The following is a 17,803-nucleotide window of genomic DNA, read 5'->3' on the forward strand; positions in this document are numbered from 1 at the left end:
CATGAGTTTTTAGTAGCCAATGTGGATAAAAGGAAGGGAAACTATGTCAATTGAAAATGAGCCAAATATCACCAGATTGAATCTGGATGGAAAAGAATTCATCCTGATCGGTACGGCGCACGTTTCCAAAAAAAGTGCTGAACAGGTTAAAGAAGTCATCGAGAGGGAACAGCCTGATGCTGTTTGCGTTGAATTGGACGAACCCCGTTATCAGTCGGTAATGGAGGGGAACAAATGGAAAGAGATGGACATATTTAAAGTCATCAAAGAAGGAAAAGCTTCCTTGCTGTTGATGAACCTTGCCATCTCTTCTTTCCAAAAAAGGATGGCCAAGCAATTCGGCATCAATGCGGGCCAGGAAATGATTCAAGGAATTGAATCCGCTAAAGAAGTCGGTGCCAAACTTGTACTTGCTGACCGAAATATCCAAATTACATTCGCGCGGATCTGGAATCAAGTAGGATTCATAGGAAAAGGAAAACTATTGATGCAGATCATTTACAGCATTTTTAGCAATGAAAGCATTACAGAAGAGGAATTGGAAAGAATCAAATCACAAGATATGCTGGATGCGATGCTGAATGATTTCACAAAACATTTCCCGCGTTTAAAAAAGCCTTTGATTGATGAACGTGACCAGTATTTATCACAAAAAATCAAGGAAGCTCCCGGAAAGAAAATTGTAGCTGTCCTCGGTGCTGCCCATGTACCGGGTATCAAAGAAGAGATTAAAAAAGAACATGATTTAAAACATTTGGATGAACGGCCGCCTAAATCAAAAGTTCCGAAAATCATCGGGTGGGCAATTCCCGTCCTTATCCTGGCTGTCATTGCTTATACGTTTATTAGCAACCCCGCAGCAGGAATTCAGCAGACAATCAGCTGGGTTCTTTGGAACGGCGCTTTCTCTGCATTGGGAGCGGCTGTCGGTCTCGGTCACCCGCTTGCGATTTTGACAGCCTTTGTGGCAGCCCCTATTACATCTTTAAACCCATTGCTTGCTGCAGGATGGTTTGCCGGATTTGTACAAGCTTACTTCCGCCGCCCGAATGTAAAGGATTTTGAAAACCTTCCGGAGGATGTTTTGAGCGTCAAAGGATTCTGGAACAACAAGGTGACACGCGTATTATTGATAGTTGTCCTTGCAAACCTCGGAAGTACACTTGGCACACTTATCGGCGGTGCTGATGTGGTGAGGTTGTTCTTGGAAAACCTATAAGTCAGCCAGAAAAAATTGAATCATAATTCAGTTTTTTCCAGAGTTTATGCAATGAGGGAGTTCAGATTTTATGAATTACTTGATTATGTCAATTATTTTAAGTGCTCTCTTGGGATTTGTCCTGATGATGATGGGACCTTTGGCTGGTGGAATCCTGGCCTTTGCCATCATCGCAGGCTCCATTTTCAGGGGATTACATGTTCTCAGTGAAATTCACCAGAAGATTTCTCTCCTGGTACCTGATCAGGATAAAGCCAAACAGGTGTACGAAGACTATTTAAGAGAAAAAGATAACGATTCAAGGTAACGAAAAAGACGGGCTTCCCTGTAAAGGAGCCCGTTTTTTAACTTTTAAAGGGGAGTGACCTCTCGTAAGAACTATTAGAAAATAGTGAAAAAGAGATTGTTCCTCTATCAAATATCTGGAATAATATACTAAATAAGTCTTATTCCTGGAGGTTACTATGAGAGAGCTGCTTAAATGGTTTATTTTTAGTTTCGGCCTGGCTGTTATGCTAGGTGTCATGATATGGGGCTCTACGATAGAGAAACCCTATTCCAGCGGTGTCGATCTGGGTTTAGGAATTTATTATTTTGGAGCGGTGATGTTTGGCGGACTACTTATCTTTATCAGTTCGAGAATCGATACCAGTTATAAAGGAAACGACCATGAATAATCAACGCAGGAGGAGTTATTAATTTGAAATTTGTTCTTATATTTGGTCCACAGGCTGTTGGAAAAATGACTGTCGGTCAATCACTAGCAAAACAAACAGGAATGAAATTACTACATAATCATATGACAATCGACCTTTTGGAACCCTTGTTCGGTTTCACCCCTGAGATGTGGAGGCTCACACATCAGTTTCGGGAGGAAATATTCAAATCTTTTGCTACGACAGATGAAAAAGGGCTGATTACCACATTTGTTTGGGCGTTCAATATGAAAGAAGATTGGGAATTCGTTGAAAAAATATGTGACATATTCAAGAACCAGGGTGCTGAAATCTATCTCGTTGAATTGGAAGCAGACCTGGATGAAAGATTGAAGAGAAATCAAACAGCGAACCGGTTAGAACACAAACCAACCAAACGAAATATTAAGCAGTCAGAAGAAGAATTGCTAAGTTCAATGGAAGAAATGAGATTGAATTCCGCAGAAAATGAAATTAAAGCAGAAAACTACATTAGAATTAATAATACCAACCTAAGCCCTGATGAAGTGGCCGGGAAAATCATAGCGGCCTTCCAATTTTAAAAAGGAGATGATCTTGATGTGTGGGATTTAAAACTGGAAATGAAGAAAGAGACAATGAACTTCCATTGGTCCGGCAACAAATAAAAGCAGCCATTGAAAGGGATTTAATGGACGATGACAATATAACCAGTGTGTTTTATGGAGGGTCTATCGGAACAGGAAACACCGATTTATATTCCGATATTGACCTTCGAATGATCGTGAAGGAAGAAGCGTTTGAACAGTACCGACTCAATAAAAAAGAGAAGGCAAAAAACTGGGGCACCGTTATGTTCTATGAAGATTTTTCCTGGGCAGCCCATAGTGTTGCCCACTACAAGGGTTTCATAAAAGTAGATTCTTTCTACTATACCGAAAAAGACATACAACCATCCGTATGGTATAAGGAATTAGAAATTGTCTATGATAGGGAAAATTTTATGCGGAGAATTCAAAGAGAGTCTAAGGACCTGAGTTATAAACCAACCCTTGAGGAATTCTATCTGTGGAAAAATAGGTTTCTCGCTTATGCTCATGAAGTTTATCGCGGGGTGAAAAGAGAAGAATTTTTCCATGCAACCTCATCACTGGAGTCCCTCCGGTTCCTGTTAACGACAGGATGGTTTATGGAAGAGGGAAAACAGCCCAACAATCCAGGCTATTGGGCAAAACTTGGCGGCAACCGCAGCAGGCTGCAGAACTGGCAATTAACGTTTCTTGAAGAATCAATGGGGAGCAGGGATCCTCAATCCATCATGTCCTCCTTGGAACTTCTGGTGCCGGAGTTTATCAGGACACACAAAGAATTATGTAAAAAGTTTGGGATAGATGAGAACTGTGCGCATATCAACGAGATTTTAGGTATGGTGCTTTGAGGTTGAGTGAGTGTAATATCACTTTGTTAAGTTTTGTGTAATGATGACTTGCGTAGCGTAAGCGCGGGGTGTCATTGTGTCTGATTTGCGGAAATGATGACTTGCGCGGCGGGGGCGCGGCGTGTCATTGTGTTGGATTTCCGGAAATGATGACATGCGCGGCATGAGCACGGGGTGTCATTGCATCGGATTTGCGGAAATGATGACATGCGCGGCGGGTGCGCAGGGTGTCATTGAGTCGGATTTGCGAAAATGATGACATGCGCGGCGTGAGCGCGGGGTGTCATTGTATTGGATTTGCGGAAATGATGACATGCGCGGCGTGAGCGCGGGGTGTCATTGTGTGGGATTTGCGGAAATGATGACATGCGCGGCGCGGGCGCGGGGTGTCATTGTATTGGATTTCCGGAAATGATGACTTGCGCGGCGCGGGCGCGGGGTGTCATTGTGTTGGATTTCCGGAAATGATGACTTGCGCGGCATGAGCGCGGGGTGTCATTGTGTTGGATTTGCGGGAATGATAACTTGCGCAGTGTGAGCGCGGTACATCATTGGGTAGAAATCCCGCAAATGATCCCATGCGAAAGAGTAACATACTATTAGCTAATACAGATTAGGCCAAAGAGTAAAACCAGAAGAGGCTGAGGAACCCCCCAGCCTCTCATCTTATCAATACTCTTCAATTTCCCAGGAGTGATCAAATTCCACGGCGCCTTTAAGTGTTTGGGCTACAGGGCAGCCTCTTTCAAAGACGGATAATGCACGTTCTGCCGCATCCCGTTTTCCTTCAGGGACTTTTACGTTATAACGACAATTGATTTTTGTGATTTTCAAAACGCCTTCCGGTGCCTCAATGACACCTTGAATATTCGCAGAGACTAAATCGGGTGAAGTCGGAATTTTACGCGCCTCCAGCGCGCCTGATAAGGTACCGACCAGTCAGCCGCCAGCAGCTGCTACGATGTGGTCGAGTGTGGATGGATATTCCACTTCAGGTTCAACGCCATAAAACTTTTTGACGCCGCCATGCACACCATACAAGACAGGCTCTTCAAATTTCCCAATATAAGCTTCTCTTATTTTATTGGGTGTATCCTTTTGAATAATCGTAATTTCAGTTAACTCTTCTGGTTTACCCATTTTTTCCACCACCTTTTTTTCAGGATACCTATTTCATTATTTCTTTGCAAATAAGGTGTATTGTGCTCAGGAAAATTTTTAAAAGCAACTAATATTTCGATGAAAAATGACAAATATCTTTATTTTTCATCCGCTGCCTTTAAAAACTCATCTCGAAGCACACCCATGATGATGTTGTCATGAAACTCCCCGTCATAAAATAATTCACTTCGTATGATGCCTTCCTGTTTGAAGCCAAGTTTTTCGTATGACTTCTTGGCACGTGCATTAAAAGAATAGACATTTAATCCGATACGGTACAAATTCAGTGTCCTAAACCCAAACTCAAGGACCAGTCTTAACGCCTCGGTCCCATAACCTTTCCCAAAATACTTTGGATCATGCAGAGCAATCCTTACATTGGCATTGCGGTTAAGGTTATCAATCTCATTCAAGGCCAGGTCTCCAATCACTTCATTTGTTTCCTTAAGAGCGATGACCAGATCCACTCTGCTGTCATCGAGTGCAAACGCCTCATAGGCTTTTTCAATTTTTTGAGGCGTAAGGAATTTTTGAAGACCCGTCAACTTTCGGATTTCAGGATAAGATAGGGCTTTCAAAATCTTCTGAGTGTCTTCCTTTTGAAAATATCTTAAATAAATGGTTTGTCCTTCTAAAAACTTCTCCATAATATAATCCCCTATTCAAGTAGTGAAATTCATATTCATTATATCAATAAATTAAAAACGAGTGGGAATTTTCAATTAAACGGAATATTCTGCTAAAATTATGATATACTCTTTAAAATATCTCAACGATGGAGGAGGCAGTGAAGTTGAAGGATCATTCACAAGCAGTGCTGGAAGCCGTGAAAGAGAAGAAAAAAGGTAACCGGTTTATCCTTGGCATTGATGGACTGAGCCGGTCTGGTAAGACTACTTTAACCAAAAGCCTTTGCGAGTCATTGAAGGAGCAAGATATTCCTCATATCGTGTTCCACATTGATGACCATATCGTTGAGAAGAAAAGACGATATGATACCGGGCGGGACGAGTGGTTTGAATATTATTTCCTGCAATGGGACCTTCAAGATATCCGGGAGCATTTCTTTGAGAATTTACTCCTGGGCAAGACATTCTCCCTTAATTACTATGACTCTTCGGCTGATTCACACACCCTTAAAACCATCCAGCTCCCGGAAGAGTGTTTCATCATTGTGGAAGGCGTATTTCTGCAACGACAGGAATGGCGTGATTATTTTGACTATGTTGTCTTTCTTGACTGTCCTAAAAACAGGAGATTTCAGCGGGAAAGGAAGGAAACTCAAGAGCAATTGAAGAAGTTCCAGAACAGGTACTGGAAAGCCGAAGATTTTTATATGAAAGCCGTTTCCCCAAGACAGAAGTGTGATATGGTTTTAAGGGTTTGAACCTAGCTGTTATATTGAATTTTCAAACCGGTATTCGGCCATCCTAAGAAAAAAAGCTAGAGGCGGAACATATGGGCACCGGAGACGGAAGGTTTTATGGATTTGTCACAAACATTTTCATCGATGAAGAACAAACAAAACTGCTTCAGGACCAGTATGAAGTATATGTCGACCATGACTTTGTCGGAAGGAAAACACTATTTAATCAAGTCGATATGCTATCGGATATTGACGATTTTCTAAAAGCCAACGGAATTGATTCTTTCCAGACTAAACTTGAAGGAGACCACTATAAGATAAACCCTCAAGGTCAATCAGAGAATATTATCAGTGCGTTGGAAGTATATTTCAAAAATAGATAAACGTTTTCCAGCTATAATGTTAATGATGAAAGCAGATAATAAATGTTGAAAGTGCCTTTTGTACTTTCCAATGATTCTAAGCGAAGAGGTGTTTCGTTTGAATAATTTGTTGTCGATGCTTTTCAATAACCGGAAAAAATCTTCTTTTCTTAATATGTTCGGTCGAAGAAAAAGGATGAACAGAAGAATGCTTTGGAGTTCCGTTTTGAGTCTCGGGATGAGTGCTGCCGCCTATGCCTTGAATAGAAGGAACTCGAATACGGGCACAGGCAGCTCAATTCAAGGCTTGATGAAGAACAGGAACATGAACACGCTGCAGACAGCTATGGCAGAATTCGCAAACGAAATTGCACCGAATAGCAAATTAAAATAGAGCGATAACCAACATGCCCGGAACCTTTCCGGGCATGTTTTTTGAGGGAAAATTTTCTCATTGTTATACTGAAGAAAAAGGAATGAGGACTATGTATGAATATTATTGACGTGCAGTCACAGGACATCCAGGAAACAATGCTGGATGAGTTCAATCGTTCTCAGGAAACGAAAAAAGTTGTCAAAGAGCTAGACGGAATCCTTTATCAAGAAACCGACTATTTCATTGATGACTGGTCCCTTGAGAGAAGAAGGGAGATTGCAAACCATTTTAAGAACGTGGTAACGGAAGGAGGGGCCGTCATCCTTGCGGTCGTTGAAGAAAAAGTTGTTGGTTTCGCCGTCATTGAACCAGCATCCTTCGGTAAAACCGCTGTCTACAAGGAGTTGTCTTACATTCACGTGGCACGCGAGGCTAGGGGAAAAGGAATTGGGGCATACCTCTTTACAGCTGCAAAAAATAAAGCGAGGGAAATGGGAGCAGACAAATTATATATCGGCGCCCACCCAGCAACGGAAACACAAGCATTTTATAAAAAGATGGGCTGCACTCTTGCCAAAGAAATAAATACGGAAATCTTTCAACGGGAAAAACTCGATATCCAACTCGAAGTTTCTGTGGGTTAATCGGCATTCGACAAATTCTGGGGCGTGCCTGGCAAGAAGGAGGATTCTTTTCTTTTGTACCGAATAGATTTATGAAGGATCATTTTCTAGGAGGTAATTTTTATGAGAAGTCCACTTTCGAACAATATAGGGGTTATCTTCATTCCTGTCAGTGACATTGAAAAGGCACGCGATTGGTATTGTGATATATTCGGCTTCCCGACTGATGGCGAAATTATGTTCGGTCATTTGTATGCCCTGCCTATGAAGGAACCAGGTGTCATTTTGGACAGCAAGATCTACTCGAAGGAAAACACCTTTAAAGTTTCCCCTTTTCATATCAACACCGAAAATATTCATGAAGCCTATCAATTCATGAAAGAAAAAGGAGTTAAAATGGATTCGGATATTCAGCATGATCACTTCTTCAACTTCCAGGATCCAGACGGTAACCACATCATGGTTTGTCAGTGTTAATTACATATGGAGAAAAGTTTTTACCTGAACGAAGCTTTGCTATAGGAAGTGAGGAAAAATGAAATCATCATGGAAAGCATTAATATGGATAGCGGTTTCTGAATTGTTTGCATTGAGTCTTTGGTTCAGCGCTTCCGTTACAGCCCCTGAACTCATCAATCTATGGGGGGCAGGCCCAGAAACAGAGGCCTGGCTGTCCGCATCAGTCCCAATCGGTTTTGTCATCGGCTCGTTTGCCAGCGCTTATTTCGGACTGGCTGACCGGTATAACCCGCGGATTATATTTGCCGTTTCGGCCACTTTAGGTGCAGGTTTCAATGGGTTGATTCTATTGAGTGAAGGAACATGGAGCGGGATGACGCTTCGCATTTTAACAGGGATGACACTTGCAGGGGTCTATCCTACCGCTGTTAAAATTTTATCCCTTTGGTTCCCAAAAAGGAGGGGACTGGCTATTGGAATTTTGATAGCAGCATTGACACTCGGGTCCTCATTGCCACATTTTATTGCATTATTTTTCTCTGCCCTGCAGTGGCAATGGATTATTTTATCAAGTTCTGTCCTTGCAGTGCTTTCAGCAGGCATCATTTATTTCATCCTTGATGATCCTCCCGTTGCTACTAGAAACACGCCATTTTCTTTTTCACTGTTAAAAAAAGTAAGGCAGAATCGACCTGTTATGCTTGCGAATTATGGTTACTTCGGGCACATGTGGGAGCTTTATGCGATGTGGACGTGGCTGCCGGTTTTTCTCGCTGCTAGTTTTCAAAGTCACACCGGTACCGTTTCACCGGTACTGTTGGCATTCTGTTCTTTTCTTACGATAGGAATTGCGGGCGCAGCCGGATCTGTTGGAGGCGGCTGGCTGGCAGACAAGATCGGCAGGTCATCCTTGACCATTTTATCCATGGGTATCAGCTCTGCATGTGCTCTCAGTATCGGGTTTACATATGCACAGCCTTTGTGGGTGACACTCACGCTTTCCTTCATCTGGGGGGTTTTCGTAATTTCTGATTCTGCACAATTCTCGGCAGGAGTGACCGAATTTGCTGAAAGTGACTATGTCGGGACAGCGTTAACTTTTCAAATGTGTGTCGGATTTCTAATTACCATTTTCTCCATCAACTTAATTCCCTACATGCAAAAACTTTTGGGTTGGGAATGGGTGTTTTCGATACTTGCAATAGGTCCGCTCCTCGGGATGCTTTCCATGGTGAAATTCAAAAGCTACGAAGTTATAAAAAAGAAACAGCCTGAGCATATATCAAAGCAAGCTTGAGAAGATATGGTAAAATAATAAAAAATAATTTTACTATATTAAGAGGTGGCGACTTTGAAAATCGTTTGCTTTGGTGACAGCTTGACCCGTGGTGTTTCTTATGTAAAAGGGCGGTTAAGGATTGTAAAGGAGAATTACCCGAACATCCTTCAGCAACTATTTTCAGAAAATAATAAAGAGGTATCTGTTGTCAACAAAGGAGTGTTCAATGACAATTCCGAACTTTTGTTAAACAGACTTGAAAAAGATGTGATAAAAGAAAGACCCAATTATGTGATCATCGAAATCGGCGGCAATGACTGTAACTTCAATTGGCATGAAGTGGCTGAAAAGCCTTGGGAGAAACACCAGGCAATCGTGCCGATGAATCAATATCTGGACAACCTGAAAGCCATCATTACCAATATCAAACAGCATGATATCATTCCGGTTGTTGCTACACTTCCACCACTAGACCCAGTAAGGTATTACAAGAACATTTCCGAAAAATACAGCCCGGCTATCAGCCATTGGATCAGTGAGGTCGGCGGCATTGATTACTGGCACGGCTTGTACAACCGCAATCTGAACAAATTGACAGAGGAGTATAATATCCTCAAAGTGGATGTCAGATCTGCCCTCAAAAAAGCAGGGAATCTCATGGATTTCATCAGTGACGACGGCATTCATTTAACGGAAGAGGGATATAAAATACTAAGTCAGGAAATTTACCGCAATATCGAAAAATGGTCTGCTGAAGAGAATACTCACTTAATTTAAAGGATGAGGCCTTATGGTTTCATCCTCTTCTTATTTCATTTGGTATAGTTCTATACAAAGCAGGAAATCGTATGAAAGAAAGGAGAGACTACCGTATGGATCAGGAAAAGAAGAAGCAAGCCGATGAAGCCACGATTGCACCTGGCATGGATGATGGAGCAGGGCTTAATGAGGAAGCTACCGAAAAAGAAATAGAAAAAGGGGACTATACGGAAGTAACGACACTTTCGTATGACGAGGTGGATCCCAGCTGATTTTCTTTCTGTTAAAGCACTTAGTCTATTTAATGGCTGAAGTGCTTTTTTTGGTTTCTTTTTTTAGGAGGAGAGTGACATTATTAGGATAAGCACTCCTGGTTTTGTGAGGAAGTTGGGGACCTGGATACTATTTTTATTTGCGCCTAGCATCATTTCGTCCCGACCCCTCCATTGATGTACCGCGCTCGCGACGCGCATGGCATCATATCACACTGATCCCCACAATGATGTACCGCGCTCTCACCAACGGACACCACCATTTCACTAGAAATTCCACATACAAACAAGCCCTCGAATCCTATACAGAATTACCCCATACAAATCCACAGTTGTGTTTTTCTAAAGTACAAACAGGGAAAATGCCTATAACGCAAAGCTAGAAAGGAAGTGCAGGCATGAAAATAATTTCTGTTACCAGAATTCTAGATGATATGGGGCGTATCGTGATACCAGAGGAAGCCAGAAAAGCTCTGGATATTGGCAGCGAAATATTTTTAACAATAAATAAAAAGAAACACCTAATTCATCTAAGGAAAAGCGGCAAGGGGAAGAAGGTTACTCTTGATGACAGCGGCCGTTTAACTCTTCCTGCAAAATACCTTCAACAGCAGAACTGGGAAACCGGCTCTGAAATCGGACTCCATATAGAAGGGGAGAAAGGGACACTTCAAGAACAAGCACCCACCTGTGTTATCTGCGGCAGCAATCAGTCCCTCCTGAAAGTGAAGAAGACGCTCATCTGTGATGATTGCAATCAGGAGGGAAATGATGCATTGGTGAGAAAGTGGGAGGATGTATTGCAAACTCTCTTAAAAAAATACAAACATTACTGTGATCAGGCCATCAACTCTGGGGACACTGAGAGCATTCATAAATCACGGACGAAAGGGCGAAGACTTCGGACACTCATTCATTTTATCGGAGTCGACAAAGACCATCCATTATATAAAAGATTGAAGGATGCTCACGATGCATTAGGGAAGGTGAGAGAGGATGATGTCTTCATACATTCCTTCGAAAAGAGGGCTGAAATGGATCAATATGGGGACGTCTACCATGAATTTGTAAAGGTGGCACGTCAAGACAGGGAGAAACACCTGAAAAAACTGAAAAAGAAGCTTCCGAAAGCCATTAATGATGAGTTTCTCTCTTTATTTAATAACTTTCTACAAGACGAGTTAAAGAATAAGTTACTCACTTTAGATATACCTGGGGAGCTTCAAAAACAAGAAGATGATTTCAAAGCACTGGTCAAGGAGTATCATCAAGTCATTGGAGATAAAGGCAAAACATCTGATGTAGGAATCGATGCCCTCCATGAAGTAAGGAAAAAAGCCAAAAAGCTCCGATACATCTATAATTATCTCGATAAATTGTATTCCAAGGACTACAAATCCTACTCGAAGCCGTACAAGAGAATACAAAAGAAATTCGGTGAAATCATCGACATCCGTGATTGGCTGGAGGAAGTGAAAAGCCTAAAGCCGGATGTAGACAGTAATAAAGATGATATCAAAAAGATCATCAAGCAGCTGGAACAAGAAAAGAAAAAGCTTGTTAATGAAGTAGAGTTATAAAATATGGGACATTAACAGTTAGGTGGCAATGTTCAAGGGATTTGAAAGTAAATGGGCCAAAATGTCCACCAAGCCCCAATCTTATTGGCCCATTTTCTTGTTTTATGGGCCGACATCAAACGCTAACCCCATCCTCCTTGGCCTGTTTACCTTGTAATCGACCCAACAACTTCTCCAGAACCCAATCTCCTTGGGCTGTTTACCTCGTAATCGACCCAACATCTTCTCCAAAACCTAATCTCCTTGGGCTGTTTACCTCGTAATCGACCCAACATCTTCTCCAAAACCCAATCTCCTTGGGCTGTTTACCTCGTAATCGACCCAACATCTTCTCCAAAACCCAATCTCCTTGGGCTGTTTACCTTGTAATCGACCCAACATCTCACTCAAAATCCGTTCTCCTTGGGTTGTTTACCTCGTAATCGACCCAACTTCTCCTCCAAAATCAAATCTCCTTGGGCTATTTGTCTCGTAATCGACCCAACATCTTCTCCAAAACACAAACTCCTTGGACTGTTTATCCCCAAACAGCCCAACATCTCCTCCAAAACTCAATCTCACTGGTTCGGTAACACCGTAAACAAACCAAAATCTCATACAAAACCGATTCTCCCTGGCTCATTTACCACGCAACACCCCTTCACAACCCAATAGTCCAATAAAAAAATAGCCCAATAACTAAGTTACGGGCCATTAATCAATCAAATTTCATCTAGAACAAAGCAATTTACAACTTCGATGCATAGGTATTCAATTCTCGGCTCATCTTTTCGATCTCATCTATAAATGCGGAAATTTCCTGAGTGGAAGCTGCCTGGTTTTCCCCGACAGTCACGACTCTTTCGATGGAAAGAGCCATTTCCTTCATCGACTGCTGTAAGGAAGAGATGATCGTTCGTACTTTATCAGTTGAAGCGACCGTTTCCTTTGATAATTTGCGGATTTCCTTGGCGACGACATCAAATCCACGGCCCAGTTCTCCGGCACGAGCTGCTTCAATGGAGGCATTCAATCCAAGTAAATTGGTTTGATCAGCGATTTTTTTGATCATCGTAATGACTTCATTTGTTTTCTCCATTTCATTTGATGCCTCTTTCGATTGTTGCAAAAGGTTGTTGCTGATTTCCGCAAGGCCATCGGCGCCCTTCTCAACATTACTGATGCTTTCATTCGTATGAGAGACAGAAGAGACAATCTTGTCAGCTATACGGCGTAAATCTCTTTCATTCTGTTGCTGCATCTGAATGGCAACAGCCCCAATCACACGACCGTTCTTAACAATCGGATTGGCAAGGCCTGTAAAAGAAAAGCCAAAAAATTCAGCGGGGACTTCTTCTTTTATTACTTTCTTATGTAAAATACAATCCGCTAGAGGTTCTTGAGGATTGATCTTTGTTCCTGGTTTTACACCTAAATCGATTTTGCCGCTAGGGAAATAGGCAATCCATTCCTCCGTATTAGTGATGCCCACCGCAATGTCAGGCAGCATCGAAGCAATTAATTTGGATACCTCAACGTAATATGCCAATATCTGTTGGTCTTCGTTTACATTCATTCTGGTCTCTGTATTATACATTTTAATCCTCATCTCGTTAGTCATTAGCAATAGTAGTATAGCAGTTAAATTGTCTCGAAACCAAGATAAATGTGCTCACGGAATGCCAAAAACTAAGTTTGTATAGAAGACTTTCTAAAGCTAAAAATAAATACGAAGAAAAAAGATCTTTTATATATGAATAAAATATACGCATAGGGGTAAAGGAAATACTAACTTAACCATAAAGATTAAATCAGAATTAATTAAAGGAGGTTCTTCAATGGCTGTAAAAAACATCACAGCAAAAGAACTGGCAAAGAAAGTGCTGAGCAAAGAAAAAGTATTTATTATCGATGTAAGAAATACCGACGCTTTTGATGATTGGAAAGTCGAAGGAAGAAATGTAGATATCATTAATGCACCTTATACAGATATTAAAGAAAAAGGGATCGATCCATTTTTGGATAAACTTCCAAAGGACCAGGAAATCCATGTCATTTGTGCAAAGGGAAACTCTTCGAAAAAAGCAGCTGAAGAAATCGCAAACGCAGGGTATTCAGATGTATATTCTGTAGAGGGCGGGATGAGTGCCTGGAGTGAACATCTGGAGCCTGTCAAAATTGGCGACTTGAAGAACGGAGGGGCCATCCATCAATTTGTCCGTATCGGAAAAGGCTGCCTATCTTATTTAATTCAATCTAACGGAGAAGCGGCCATCATCGATGCTGCCAGGATAACCAAACCTTACCGTGAATTCCTCGCTGAAAATGATGTTAAATTAACCCGTGCAATGGACACTCATTTACATGCTGATCATATAACCGGCGGAAGAGAGCTGGCGGAAACTAGTGATGCCCAATATTATCTTCCATCAAAGGATGCTGAAGGCGTTCAATTTCCATATGAATCCGTAAATGACGGAGACAAGTATGAAGTTGGTTACTCTGTCATAGAAGCCATGTACTCCCCGGGCCATACCATCGGTAGTACTTCCTATATAGTTGATGATCAGTATTTACTGACTGGTGACATCCTATTTATCGATTCCATCGGAAGACCTGATCTGGCAGGCAAGGCGGAAGACTGGGTAGGAGACTTGCGGACAACTTTATATAAACGGTACAAAGAACTGTCTGATGACTTGATTGTTCTTCCGGCCCACTATATGGGTATAGATGAAATGAATGAGGACGGAAGTGTTTCAGAAAAGCTGGGAACGCTATATAAAGAGAACCATGGATTGAATATTGAAGATGAGGATGAATTCAGAAGTACCGTGACGGAGAACCTGCCTCCTCAGCCTAATTCATATGAAGAAATCCGGAAAACGAATATGGGAAAAGAAGATCCGAATGAAGAAAAGCAGAGTGAAATGGAAACCGGACCAAACCGTTGTGCGGTCAGGTAATGGATTCGATTAACTAAAAAAGGAGGAGATAAGACATGTTTGATTATACTCTATCTACAGATAAAAGTATGGAAGAAGCAGTGAATAGTTTGGAAGCAAGTTTAAAGGATGAACAATTTGGTATCCTATGGACATTTGATATTAAAGATAAGCTGCAGGAAAAGGGACTGGATTTTGATAAGGAATTCAAAGTGCTGGAAGTCTGCAACCCTAAAGAAGCGCAAAGAGTCTTAAATGAAAACACAATGGCCGGTTACTTTCTTCCATGTAAAATGGTTGTCTATGAAGACGGCGGGCAGACTAAAATCGGAATGCCAAAACCTACTTCACTTATTTCCATGTTAGATGATGAAAAGATGAAGGAATTTGCAAAAGACATTGAGGACCGCCTGATTGCCTGCATGAAAAAGAGTGTATAGAAAAAAATACGCTGCATTAAGGATGAACTCATGAGTTCATCCTTATCTTATTGAAAGGATTGTACATATATCAAGCAAAATAATTGATTCCATTATTAGACAGGTGGTATATTAGCCTCATTATAGGCAAAAGCCGGTAATAGTCCCGGTCTTTCAGCTTCTATCATCCACTTTTTAAAAGCTTTGAAAAAATGTTTAAAGGGTGTTGACTTAATACCCACACGGGTATATAATAAGTTTTGTAAGCAAGGCAATACTTTAAAAATTGAATAGGGTGGTACTGAAATGTTACTATTGATTATCATAGCAGTCAGTATGATAATAGCACTATACAAAAGATACTTTCCTGTCACAGGAGTGCAGCGATTAAACAAAACTCCCAACAAGACAGAATCCATACAAATCTTAGATGTAAGAGATTATAATCAGTCTTTTAACGATCCTATACAAAATTCTGTAAATCTTCCAGTTGCTTATCTTAAGAGGAACTGGCATGAACTTGCAGGGGCCCAAATCCATATAGTAGCTTCAACGAATCTTGAAAAGAATATGAGCATCAGGATGCTGAGAAGAAAAGGGTACGAGATAACTGGTTATACATTAACTGAAAAGCAATGTCCGCCAAGACAGGATAAAGGAAAGGGGTATTGTTATGGAATATAATGATCAGGTCAAAAACCGTGTGAAACGGATGGAAGGCCAGTTAAGAGGCGTCCTGAAAATGATGGAAGAGGGCAAAGATTGTAAAGATGTAATCACGCAATTATCTGCAGTCCGTTCTGCCGTCGATCGAACTGTCGGGGTTATCGTAAGTTCAAACTTGGTAGAGTGTGTTCTTGAAGCTGAAAATCGCGGCGAAAAAACAGATGAAATGATTAAAGAGGCTGTCAACCTGCTGGTTAAAAGCAGATAAGCAATTCAGGGTTGACATCCCTTTTTTTAAATAGTAACATACCCCTATGGGTAACAAACAATGAAAATATATTACAGGAGGAATTACACATGAATGCAGATAAAATTTTAGATGCAAAAGGGCTTGCTTGCCCAATGCCAATCGTAAAAACAAAGAAAGCGATGAATGAATTGGAGTCAGGACAGGTATTGGAAGTCGTTGCAACCGATAAAGGGGCAAAAAGTGATTTGACTGCCTGGGCAAAATCCGGCGGTCATGAATTGCTTGACCATAAAGAGGAAAATGATATCTTTACGTTTTGGATTAAAAAAGGATAATTTTTTAACCTATAACAATACCCCTGTGGGTAGGGGTAAAAAACAGGAGGAAAAACAATGACAGCAAAGAAAAAAACAACGATTGTATTATTCAGCGGTGACTATGATAAAACGATGGCGGCATACATCATTGCCAATGGGGCAGCTGCCTATGATCACGAAGTAACGATCTTTCACACATTTTGGGGATTGAATGCCCTTCGAAAAGAAGAAAACATTGAAGTGAAAAAAGGATTCATGGAAAAATGTTCGGTAAAATGATGCCAAAAGGTGCGACAACATGGGGTTATCCAACATGAACTTTGCAGGCTTCGGACCGAAAATGATCAAAGGTGTCATGAAAAAGCACAATGTCATGTCATTGCCTAATCTGATTGAGATGGCACAAGAACAGGACGTTAAATTGGTAGCCTGTACGATGACAATGGATCTTCTTGGTTTGCAAAAAGAAGAATTATTGGATAATATCGATTATGCTGGGGTAGCAGCATACTTGGCTGATGCTGAAGACGGTAACGTTAACCTGTTCATCTAGTAAGGGGGCCATCATTCTTGGAATACATGAGGTATATCCTTGTCGGAATTTTAATTATCATTATTATCATGCGTCTTATGCCAGCAAGAGGTGTAAGGCATATCACAACCGCTGACCTTAAAAACGAACTGCACGATGGAGATAAATTGTTCATCGATGTACGTACAAAAGGTGAATTCAACAAAAGAAGTATTCAGGGATTCAAAAATATCCCTTTATATGAATTACCATATAAAACAAAAGAACTTACGTCCAATAAAGAAATAGTCTTGATCTGCCAGAGCGGCATGAGAAGCAACAAAGCTGCTAAGCTCTTAAGAAAAAAAGGCTTCAACAAAGTCGCAAATGTAAAAGGCGGCATGGGCGCCTGGTCTTAATTCGTCAGTAACTATGCTCTTTTCCCCAGCAAATTATTTAAACAGGAAAAGAGCTTATCAATAAGGAGGATAATAAAATGAAAGAAATTTCACCAAAAGAAGTTGAATTAATCGTGAATGAAGGAAAACCGGCCGATATCATTGATGTCCGGGAAACGGATGAAGTGGCACAAGGAAAAATTCCCGGTGCAGTCAACATCCCGTTAGGATTAGTTGAATTTCGCATGAATGAACTGGATAAATCCAAAGAATATATCATGGTATGCCGTTCTGGCGGCAGAAGCGGCCAAGCGTGCCAGTTCCTCGAGAATCAAGGTTACAAAGTCATCAACATGACAGGCGGCATGCTTGCATGGGAAGGTAAAACTGAGTAAAATTATACCCCGTAAGGTAAATCAGGAGGGACTACTATTGGAAAACATTAAAGTGAATCAGGTGCTGGATGCCAAAGGATTAGCTTGTCCAATGCCGATCGTTAAAACGAAAAAAGCTATCACTAACCTTGAAGCCGGCCAGGTATTGGAAGTAGAAGCAACGGATAAAGGTTCGAAAGCAGATATCAAAGCGTGGGCAGAGAAAGCGGGCCATCAGTATCTGGGAACAATTGAAGAAGGCGACGTCCTTAAGCATTACTTAAGGAAAGCCTCTGGGGAAGAAACAACTGAAAAAAAGCATCCCAATGTAGTCAATAATGAAGAGTTAGAATACAAATTGGGAAGCAATGTCGTT

Annotated in this window: 25 protein-coding genes and 2 pseudogenes; 23 read left to right on the forward strand and 4 right to left on the reverse strand. The window is 41.2% G+C overall.

The window, feature by feature from the left end; translation table 11 throughout:
* Positions 1–43 precede the first annotated feature (43 nt).
* The 5 genes from BSG1_RS03545 (at position 44) to BSG1_RS03565 (ending at position 3,331) form a co-directional block, all read left to right on the forward strand.
* A complete protein-coding gene (locus BSG1_RS03545; protein ID WP_044022280.1) occupies positions 44–1,219 on the forward strand; it encodes a TraB/GumN family protein in 1,176 nt (391 codons plus the stop codon).
* A gap of 70 nt (positions 1,220–1,289) precedes the next feature.
* Positions 1,290–1,526, forward strand: coding sequence for a hypothetical protein (locus tag BSG1_RS03550; RefSeq protein WP_006835470.1), 237 nt, complete (start codon positions 1,290–1,292; stop codon positions 1,524–1,526).
* Positions 1,527–1,683: 157 nt separating this feature from the next.
* A complete protein-coding gene (locus BSG1_RS03555; protein WP_006835471.1) occupies positions 1,684–1,896 on the forward strand; it encodes a hypothetical protein in 213 nt (70 codons plus the stop codon).
* Positions 1,897–1,919: 23 nt separating this feature from the next.
* Positions 1,920–2,477, forward strand: a complete 558-nt coding sequence (locus BSG1_RS03560) for an AAA family ATPase (protein ID WP_006835472.1) — start codon at positions 1,920–1,922, stop codon at positions 2,475–2,477.
* 20 nt (positions 2,478–2,497) lie between these two features.
* Positions 2,498–3,331, forward strand: a complete 834-nt coding sequence (locus BSG1_RS03565) for an aminoglycoside 6-adenylyltransferase (protein ID WP_006835473.1) — start codon at positions 2,498–2,500, stop codon at positions 3,329–3,331.
* Between the two features lie 669 nt (positions 3,332–4,000).
* Here the strand turns inward: BSG1_RS03565 and BSG1_RS20065 are convergent.
* From BSG1_RS20065 to BSG1_RS03575, 3 genes are all read right to left on the reverse strand, one after another.
* Positions 4,001–4,270, reverse strand: coding sequence for an OsmC family protein (locus BSG1_RS20065; RefSeq protein ID WP_083802828.1), 270 nt, complete (start codon positions 4,268–4,270; stop codon positions 4,001–4,003).
* Positions 4,271–4,471 carry a hypothetical protein gene (locus BSG1_RS03570; RefSeq protein ID WP_044022281.1) on the reverse strand — a complete coding sequence of 67 codons (201 nt, stop codon included), beginning with the start codon at positions 4,469–4,471 and terminating at the stop codon, positions 4,271–4,273.
* A 119-nt stretch (positions 4,472–4,590) separates the two neighbouring features.
* Positions 4,591–5,139: a GNAT family N-acetyltransferase gene (locus BSG1_RS03575; protein ID WP_006835476.1), complete on the reverse strand. Its 549-nt coding sequence runs from the start codon at positions 5,137–5,139 to the stop codon at positions 4,591–4,593.
* 128 nt (positions 5,140–5,267) lie between these two features.
* On the opposite strand from BSG1_RS03575, the gene BSG1_RS03580 reads away from it, so the two are divergent.
* From BSG1_RS03580 to BSG1_RS03615, 9 genes are all read left to right on the forward strand, one after another.
* Positions 5,268–5,879: a kinase gene (locus BSG1_RS03580; protein WP_006835477.1), complete on the forward strand. Its 612-nt coding sequence runs from the start codon at positions 5,268–5,270 to the stop codon at positions 5,877–5,879.
* A gap of 71 nt (positions 5,880–5,950) precedes the next feature.
* Complete coding sequence (locus tag BSG1_RS03585; protein ID WP_006835478.1) at positions 5,951–6,241, forward strand: hypothetical protein; 291 nt, start codon at positions 5,951–5,953, stop codon at positions 6,239–6,241.
* A 97-nt stretch (positions 6,242–6,338) separates the two neighbouring features.
* Positions 6,339–6,614, forward strand: coding sequence for a hypothetical protein (locus tag BSG1_RS03590; RefSeq protein ID WP_044022282.1), 276 nt, complete (start codon positions 6,339–6,341; stop codon positions 6,612–6,614).
* A gap of 95 nt (positions 6,615–6,709) precedes the next feature.
* Positions 6,710–7,240, forward strand: coding sequence for a GNAT family N-acetyltransferase (locus tag BSG1_RS03595; protein ID WP_006835481.1), 531 nt, complete (start codon positions 6,710–6,712; stop codon positions 7,238–7,240).
* Positions 7,241–7,342: 102 nt separating this feature from the next.
* Positions 7,343–7,696, forward strand: coding sequence for a VOC family protein (locus BSG1_RS03600; RefSeq protein WP_006835482.1), 354 nt, complete (start codon positions 7,343–7,345; stop codon positions 7,694–7,696).
* Positions 7,697–7,754: 58 nt separating this feature from the next.
* Positions 7,755–8,975 (forward strand): MFS transporter, encoded by a 1,221-nt coding sequence (locus BSG1_RS03605; protein ID WP_006835483.1) that lies wholly within the window; start codon positions 7,755–7,757, stop codon positions 8,973–8,975.
* Between the two features lie 54 nt (positions 8,976–9,029).
* Complete coding sequence (locus BSG1_RS03610; protein ID WP_044022283.1) at positions 9,030–9,734, forward strand: SGNH/GDSL hydrolase family protein; 705 nt, start codon at positions 9,030–9,032, stop codon at positions 9,732–9,734.
* A gap of 71 nt (positions 9,735–9,805) precedes the next feature.
* A complete protein-coding gene (locus BSG1_RS20070) occupies positions 9,806–9,988 on the forward strand; it encodes a hypothetical protein (protein ID WP_006835485.1) in 183 nt (60 codons plus the stop codon).
* A 398-nt stretch (positions 9,989–10,386) separates the two neighbouring features.
* On the forward strand, positions 10,387–11,568 hold the full coding sequence (locus tag BSG1_RS03615) for a CHAD domain-containing protein (protein WP_006835486.1): 1,182 nt from the start codon (positions 10,387–10,389) through the stop codon (positions 11,566–11,568).
* Positions 11,569–12,295: 727 nt separating this feature from the next.
* Here the strand turns inward: BSG1_RS03615 and BSG1_RS21705 are convergent.
* Positions 12,296–12,631, reverse strand: a pseudogene (locus BSG1_RS21705) (methyl-accepting chemotaxis protein); the annotation flags it as partial.
* Between the two features lie 754 nt (positions 12,632–13,385).
* Between BSG1_RS21705 and BSG1_RS03625 the strand changes: the two are divergent.
* The 9 genes and pseudogenes from BSG1_RS03625 to BSG1_RS03665 all read left to right on the forward strand — a co-directional run.
* Positions 13,386–14,513 (forward strand): MBL fold metallo-hydrolase, encoded by a 1,128-nt coding sequence (locus BSG1_RS03625; protein ID WP_006835489.1) that lies wholly within the window; start codon positions 13,386–13,388, stop codon positions 14,511–14,513.
* A 35-nt stretch (positions 14,514–14,548) separates the two neighbouring features.
* Entirely contained in the window at positions 14,549–14,932 is a 384-nt protein-coding gene (locus BSG1_RS03630) for a DUF302 domain-containing protein (protein WP_006835490.1), read from the forward strand.
* Between the two features lie 285 nt (positions 14,933–15,217).
* Complete coding sequence (locus BSG1_RS03635) at positions 15,218–15,595, forward strand: hypothetical protein (protein WP_006835491.1); 378 nt, start codon at positions 15,218–15,220, stop codon at positions 15,593–15,595.
* Entirely contained in the window at positions 15,585–15,845 is a 261-nt protein-coding gene (locus tag BSG1_RS03640) for a metal-sensitive transcriptional regulator (protein ID WP_006835492.1), read from the forward strand. The genes BSG1_RS03635 and BSG1_RS03640 overlap by 11 nt, the downstream gene beginning before the upstream one ends.
* Positions 15,846–15,934: 89 nt before the next feature.
* Positions 15,935–16,162, forward strand: a complete 228-nt coding sequence (locus tag BSG1_RS03645) for a sulfurtransferase TusA family protein (RefSeq protein ID WP_006835493.1) — start codon at positions 15,935–15,937, stop codon at positions 16,160–16,162.
* Positions 16,163–16,219: 57 nt separating this feature from the next.
* Positions 16,220–16,697: pseudogene (locus BSG1_RS03650) on the forward strand (DsrE/DsrF/DrsH-like family protein).
* Between the two features lie 26 nt (positions 16,698–16,723).
* On the forward strand, positions 16,724–17,074 hold the full coding sequence (locus BSG1_RS03655; RefSeq protein ID WP_006835496.1) for a rhodanese-like domain-containing protein: 351 nt from the start codon (positions 16,724–16,726) through the stop codon (positions 17,072–17,074).
* A 77-nt stretch (positions 17,075–17,151) separates the two neighbouring features.
* Complete coding sequence (locus BSG1_RS03660; protein ID WP_006835497.1) at positions 17,152–17,448, forward strand: rhodanese-like domain-containing protein; 297 nt, start codon at positions 17,152–17,154, stop codon at positions 17,446–17,448.
* Between the two features lie 37 nt (positions 17,449–17,485).
* Positions 17,486–17,803: sulfurtransferase TusA family protein (locus BSG1_RS03665; protein ID WP_006835498.1), on the forward strand; the 318-nt coding region annotated here is incomplete at its 3' end.

Origin of the sequence: Bacillus sp. SG-1, from assembly GCF_000181495.1 — a bacterium.
Taxonomy (GTDB): domain Bacteria; phylum Bacillota; class Bacilli; order Bacillales; family Bacillaceae_B; genus Rossellomorea.

Coding starts and splice junctions, on each gene's coding strand:
- BSG1_RS03545 (WP_044022280.1), top strand. CDS start 44: ATGTCAATTGAAAATGAGCCAAATATCACCAGATTGAATCTGGATGGA.
- BSG1_RS03550 (WP_006835470.1), top strand. CDS start 1,290: ATGAATTACTTGATTATGTCAATTATTTTAAGTGCTCTCTTGGGATTT.
- BSG1_RS03555 (WP_006835471.1), top strand. CDS start 1,684: ATGAGAGAGCTGCTTAAATGGTTTATTTTTAGTTTCGGCCTGGCTGTT.
- BSG1_RS03570 (WP_044022281.1), bottom strand. CDS start 4,471: ATGGGTAAACCAGAAGAGTTAACTGAAATTACGATTATTCAAAAGGAT.
- BSG1_RS03575 (WP_006835476.1), bottom strand. CDS start 5,139: ATGGAGAAGTTTTTAGAAGGACAAACCATTTATTTAAGATATTTTCAA.
- BSG1_RS03580 (WP_006835477.1), top strand. CDS start 5,268: ATGGAGGAGGCAGTGAAGTTGAAGGATCATTCACAAGCAGTGCTGGAA.
- BSG1_RS03585 (WP_006835478.1), top strand. CDS start 5,951: ATGGGCACCGGAGACGGAAGGTTTTATGGATTTGTCACAAACATTTTC.
- BSG1_RS03595 (WP_006835481.1), top strand. CDS start 6,710: ATGAATATTATTGACGTGCAGTCACAGGACATCCAGGAAACAATGCTG.
- BSG1_RS03600 (WP_006835482.1), top strand. CDS start 7,343: ATGAGAAGTCCACTTTCGAACAATATAGGGGTTATCTTCATTCCTGTC.
- BSG1_RS03605 (WP_006835483.1), top strand. CDS start 7,755: ATGAAATCATCATGGAAAGCATTAATATGGATAGCGGTTTCTGAATTG.
- BSG1_RS20070 (WP_006835485.1), top strand. CDS start 9,806: ATGAAAGAAAGGAGAGACTACCGTATGGATCAGGAAAAGAAGAAGCAA.
- BSG1_RS03615 (WP_006835486.1), top strand. CDS start 10,387: ATGAAAATAATTTCTGTTACCAGAATTCTAGATGATATGGGGCGTATC.
- BSG1_RS03625 (WP_006835489.1), top strand. CDS start 13,386: ATGGCTGTAAAAAACATCACAGCAAAAGAACTGGCAAAGAAAGTGCTG.
- BSG1_RS03630 (WP_006835490.1), top strand. CDS start 14,549: ATGTTTGATTATACTCTATCTACAGATAAAAGTATGGAAGAAGCAGTG.
- BSG1_RS03635 (WP_006835491.1), top strand. CDS start 15,218: ATGTTACTATTGATTATCATAGCAGTCAGTATGATAATAGCACTATAC.
- BSG1_RS03640 (WP_006835492.1), top strand. CDS start 15,585: ATGGAATATAATGATCAGGTCAAAAACCGTGTGAAACGGATGGAAGGC.
- BSG1_RS03645 (WP_006835493.1), top strand. CDS start 15,935: ATGAATGCAGATAAAATTTTAGATGCAAAAGGGCTTGCTTGCCCAATG.
- BSG1_RS03655 (WP_006835496.1), top strand. CDS start 16,724: ATGAGGTATATCCTTGTCGGAATTTTAATTATCATTATTATCATGCGT.
- BSG1_RS03660 (WP_006835497.1), top strand. CDS start 17,152: ATGAAAGAAATTTCACCAAAAGAAGTTGAATTAATCGTGAATGAAGGA.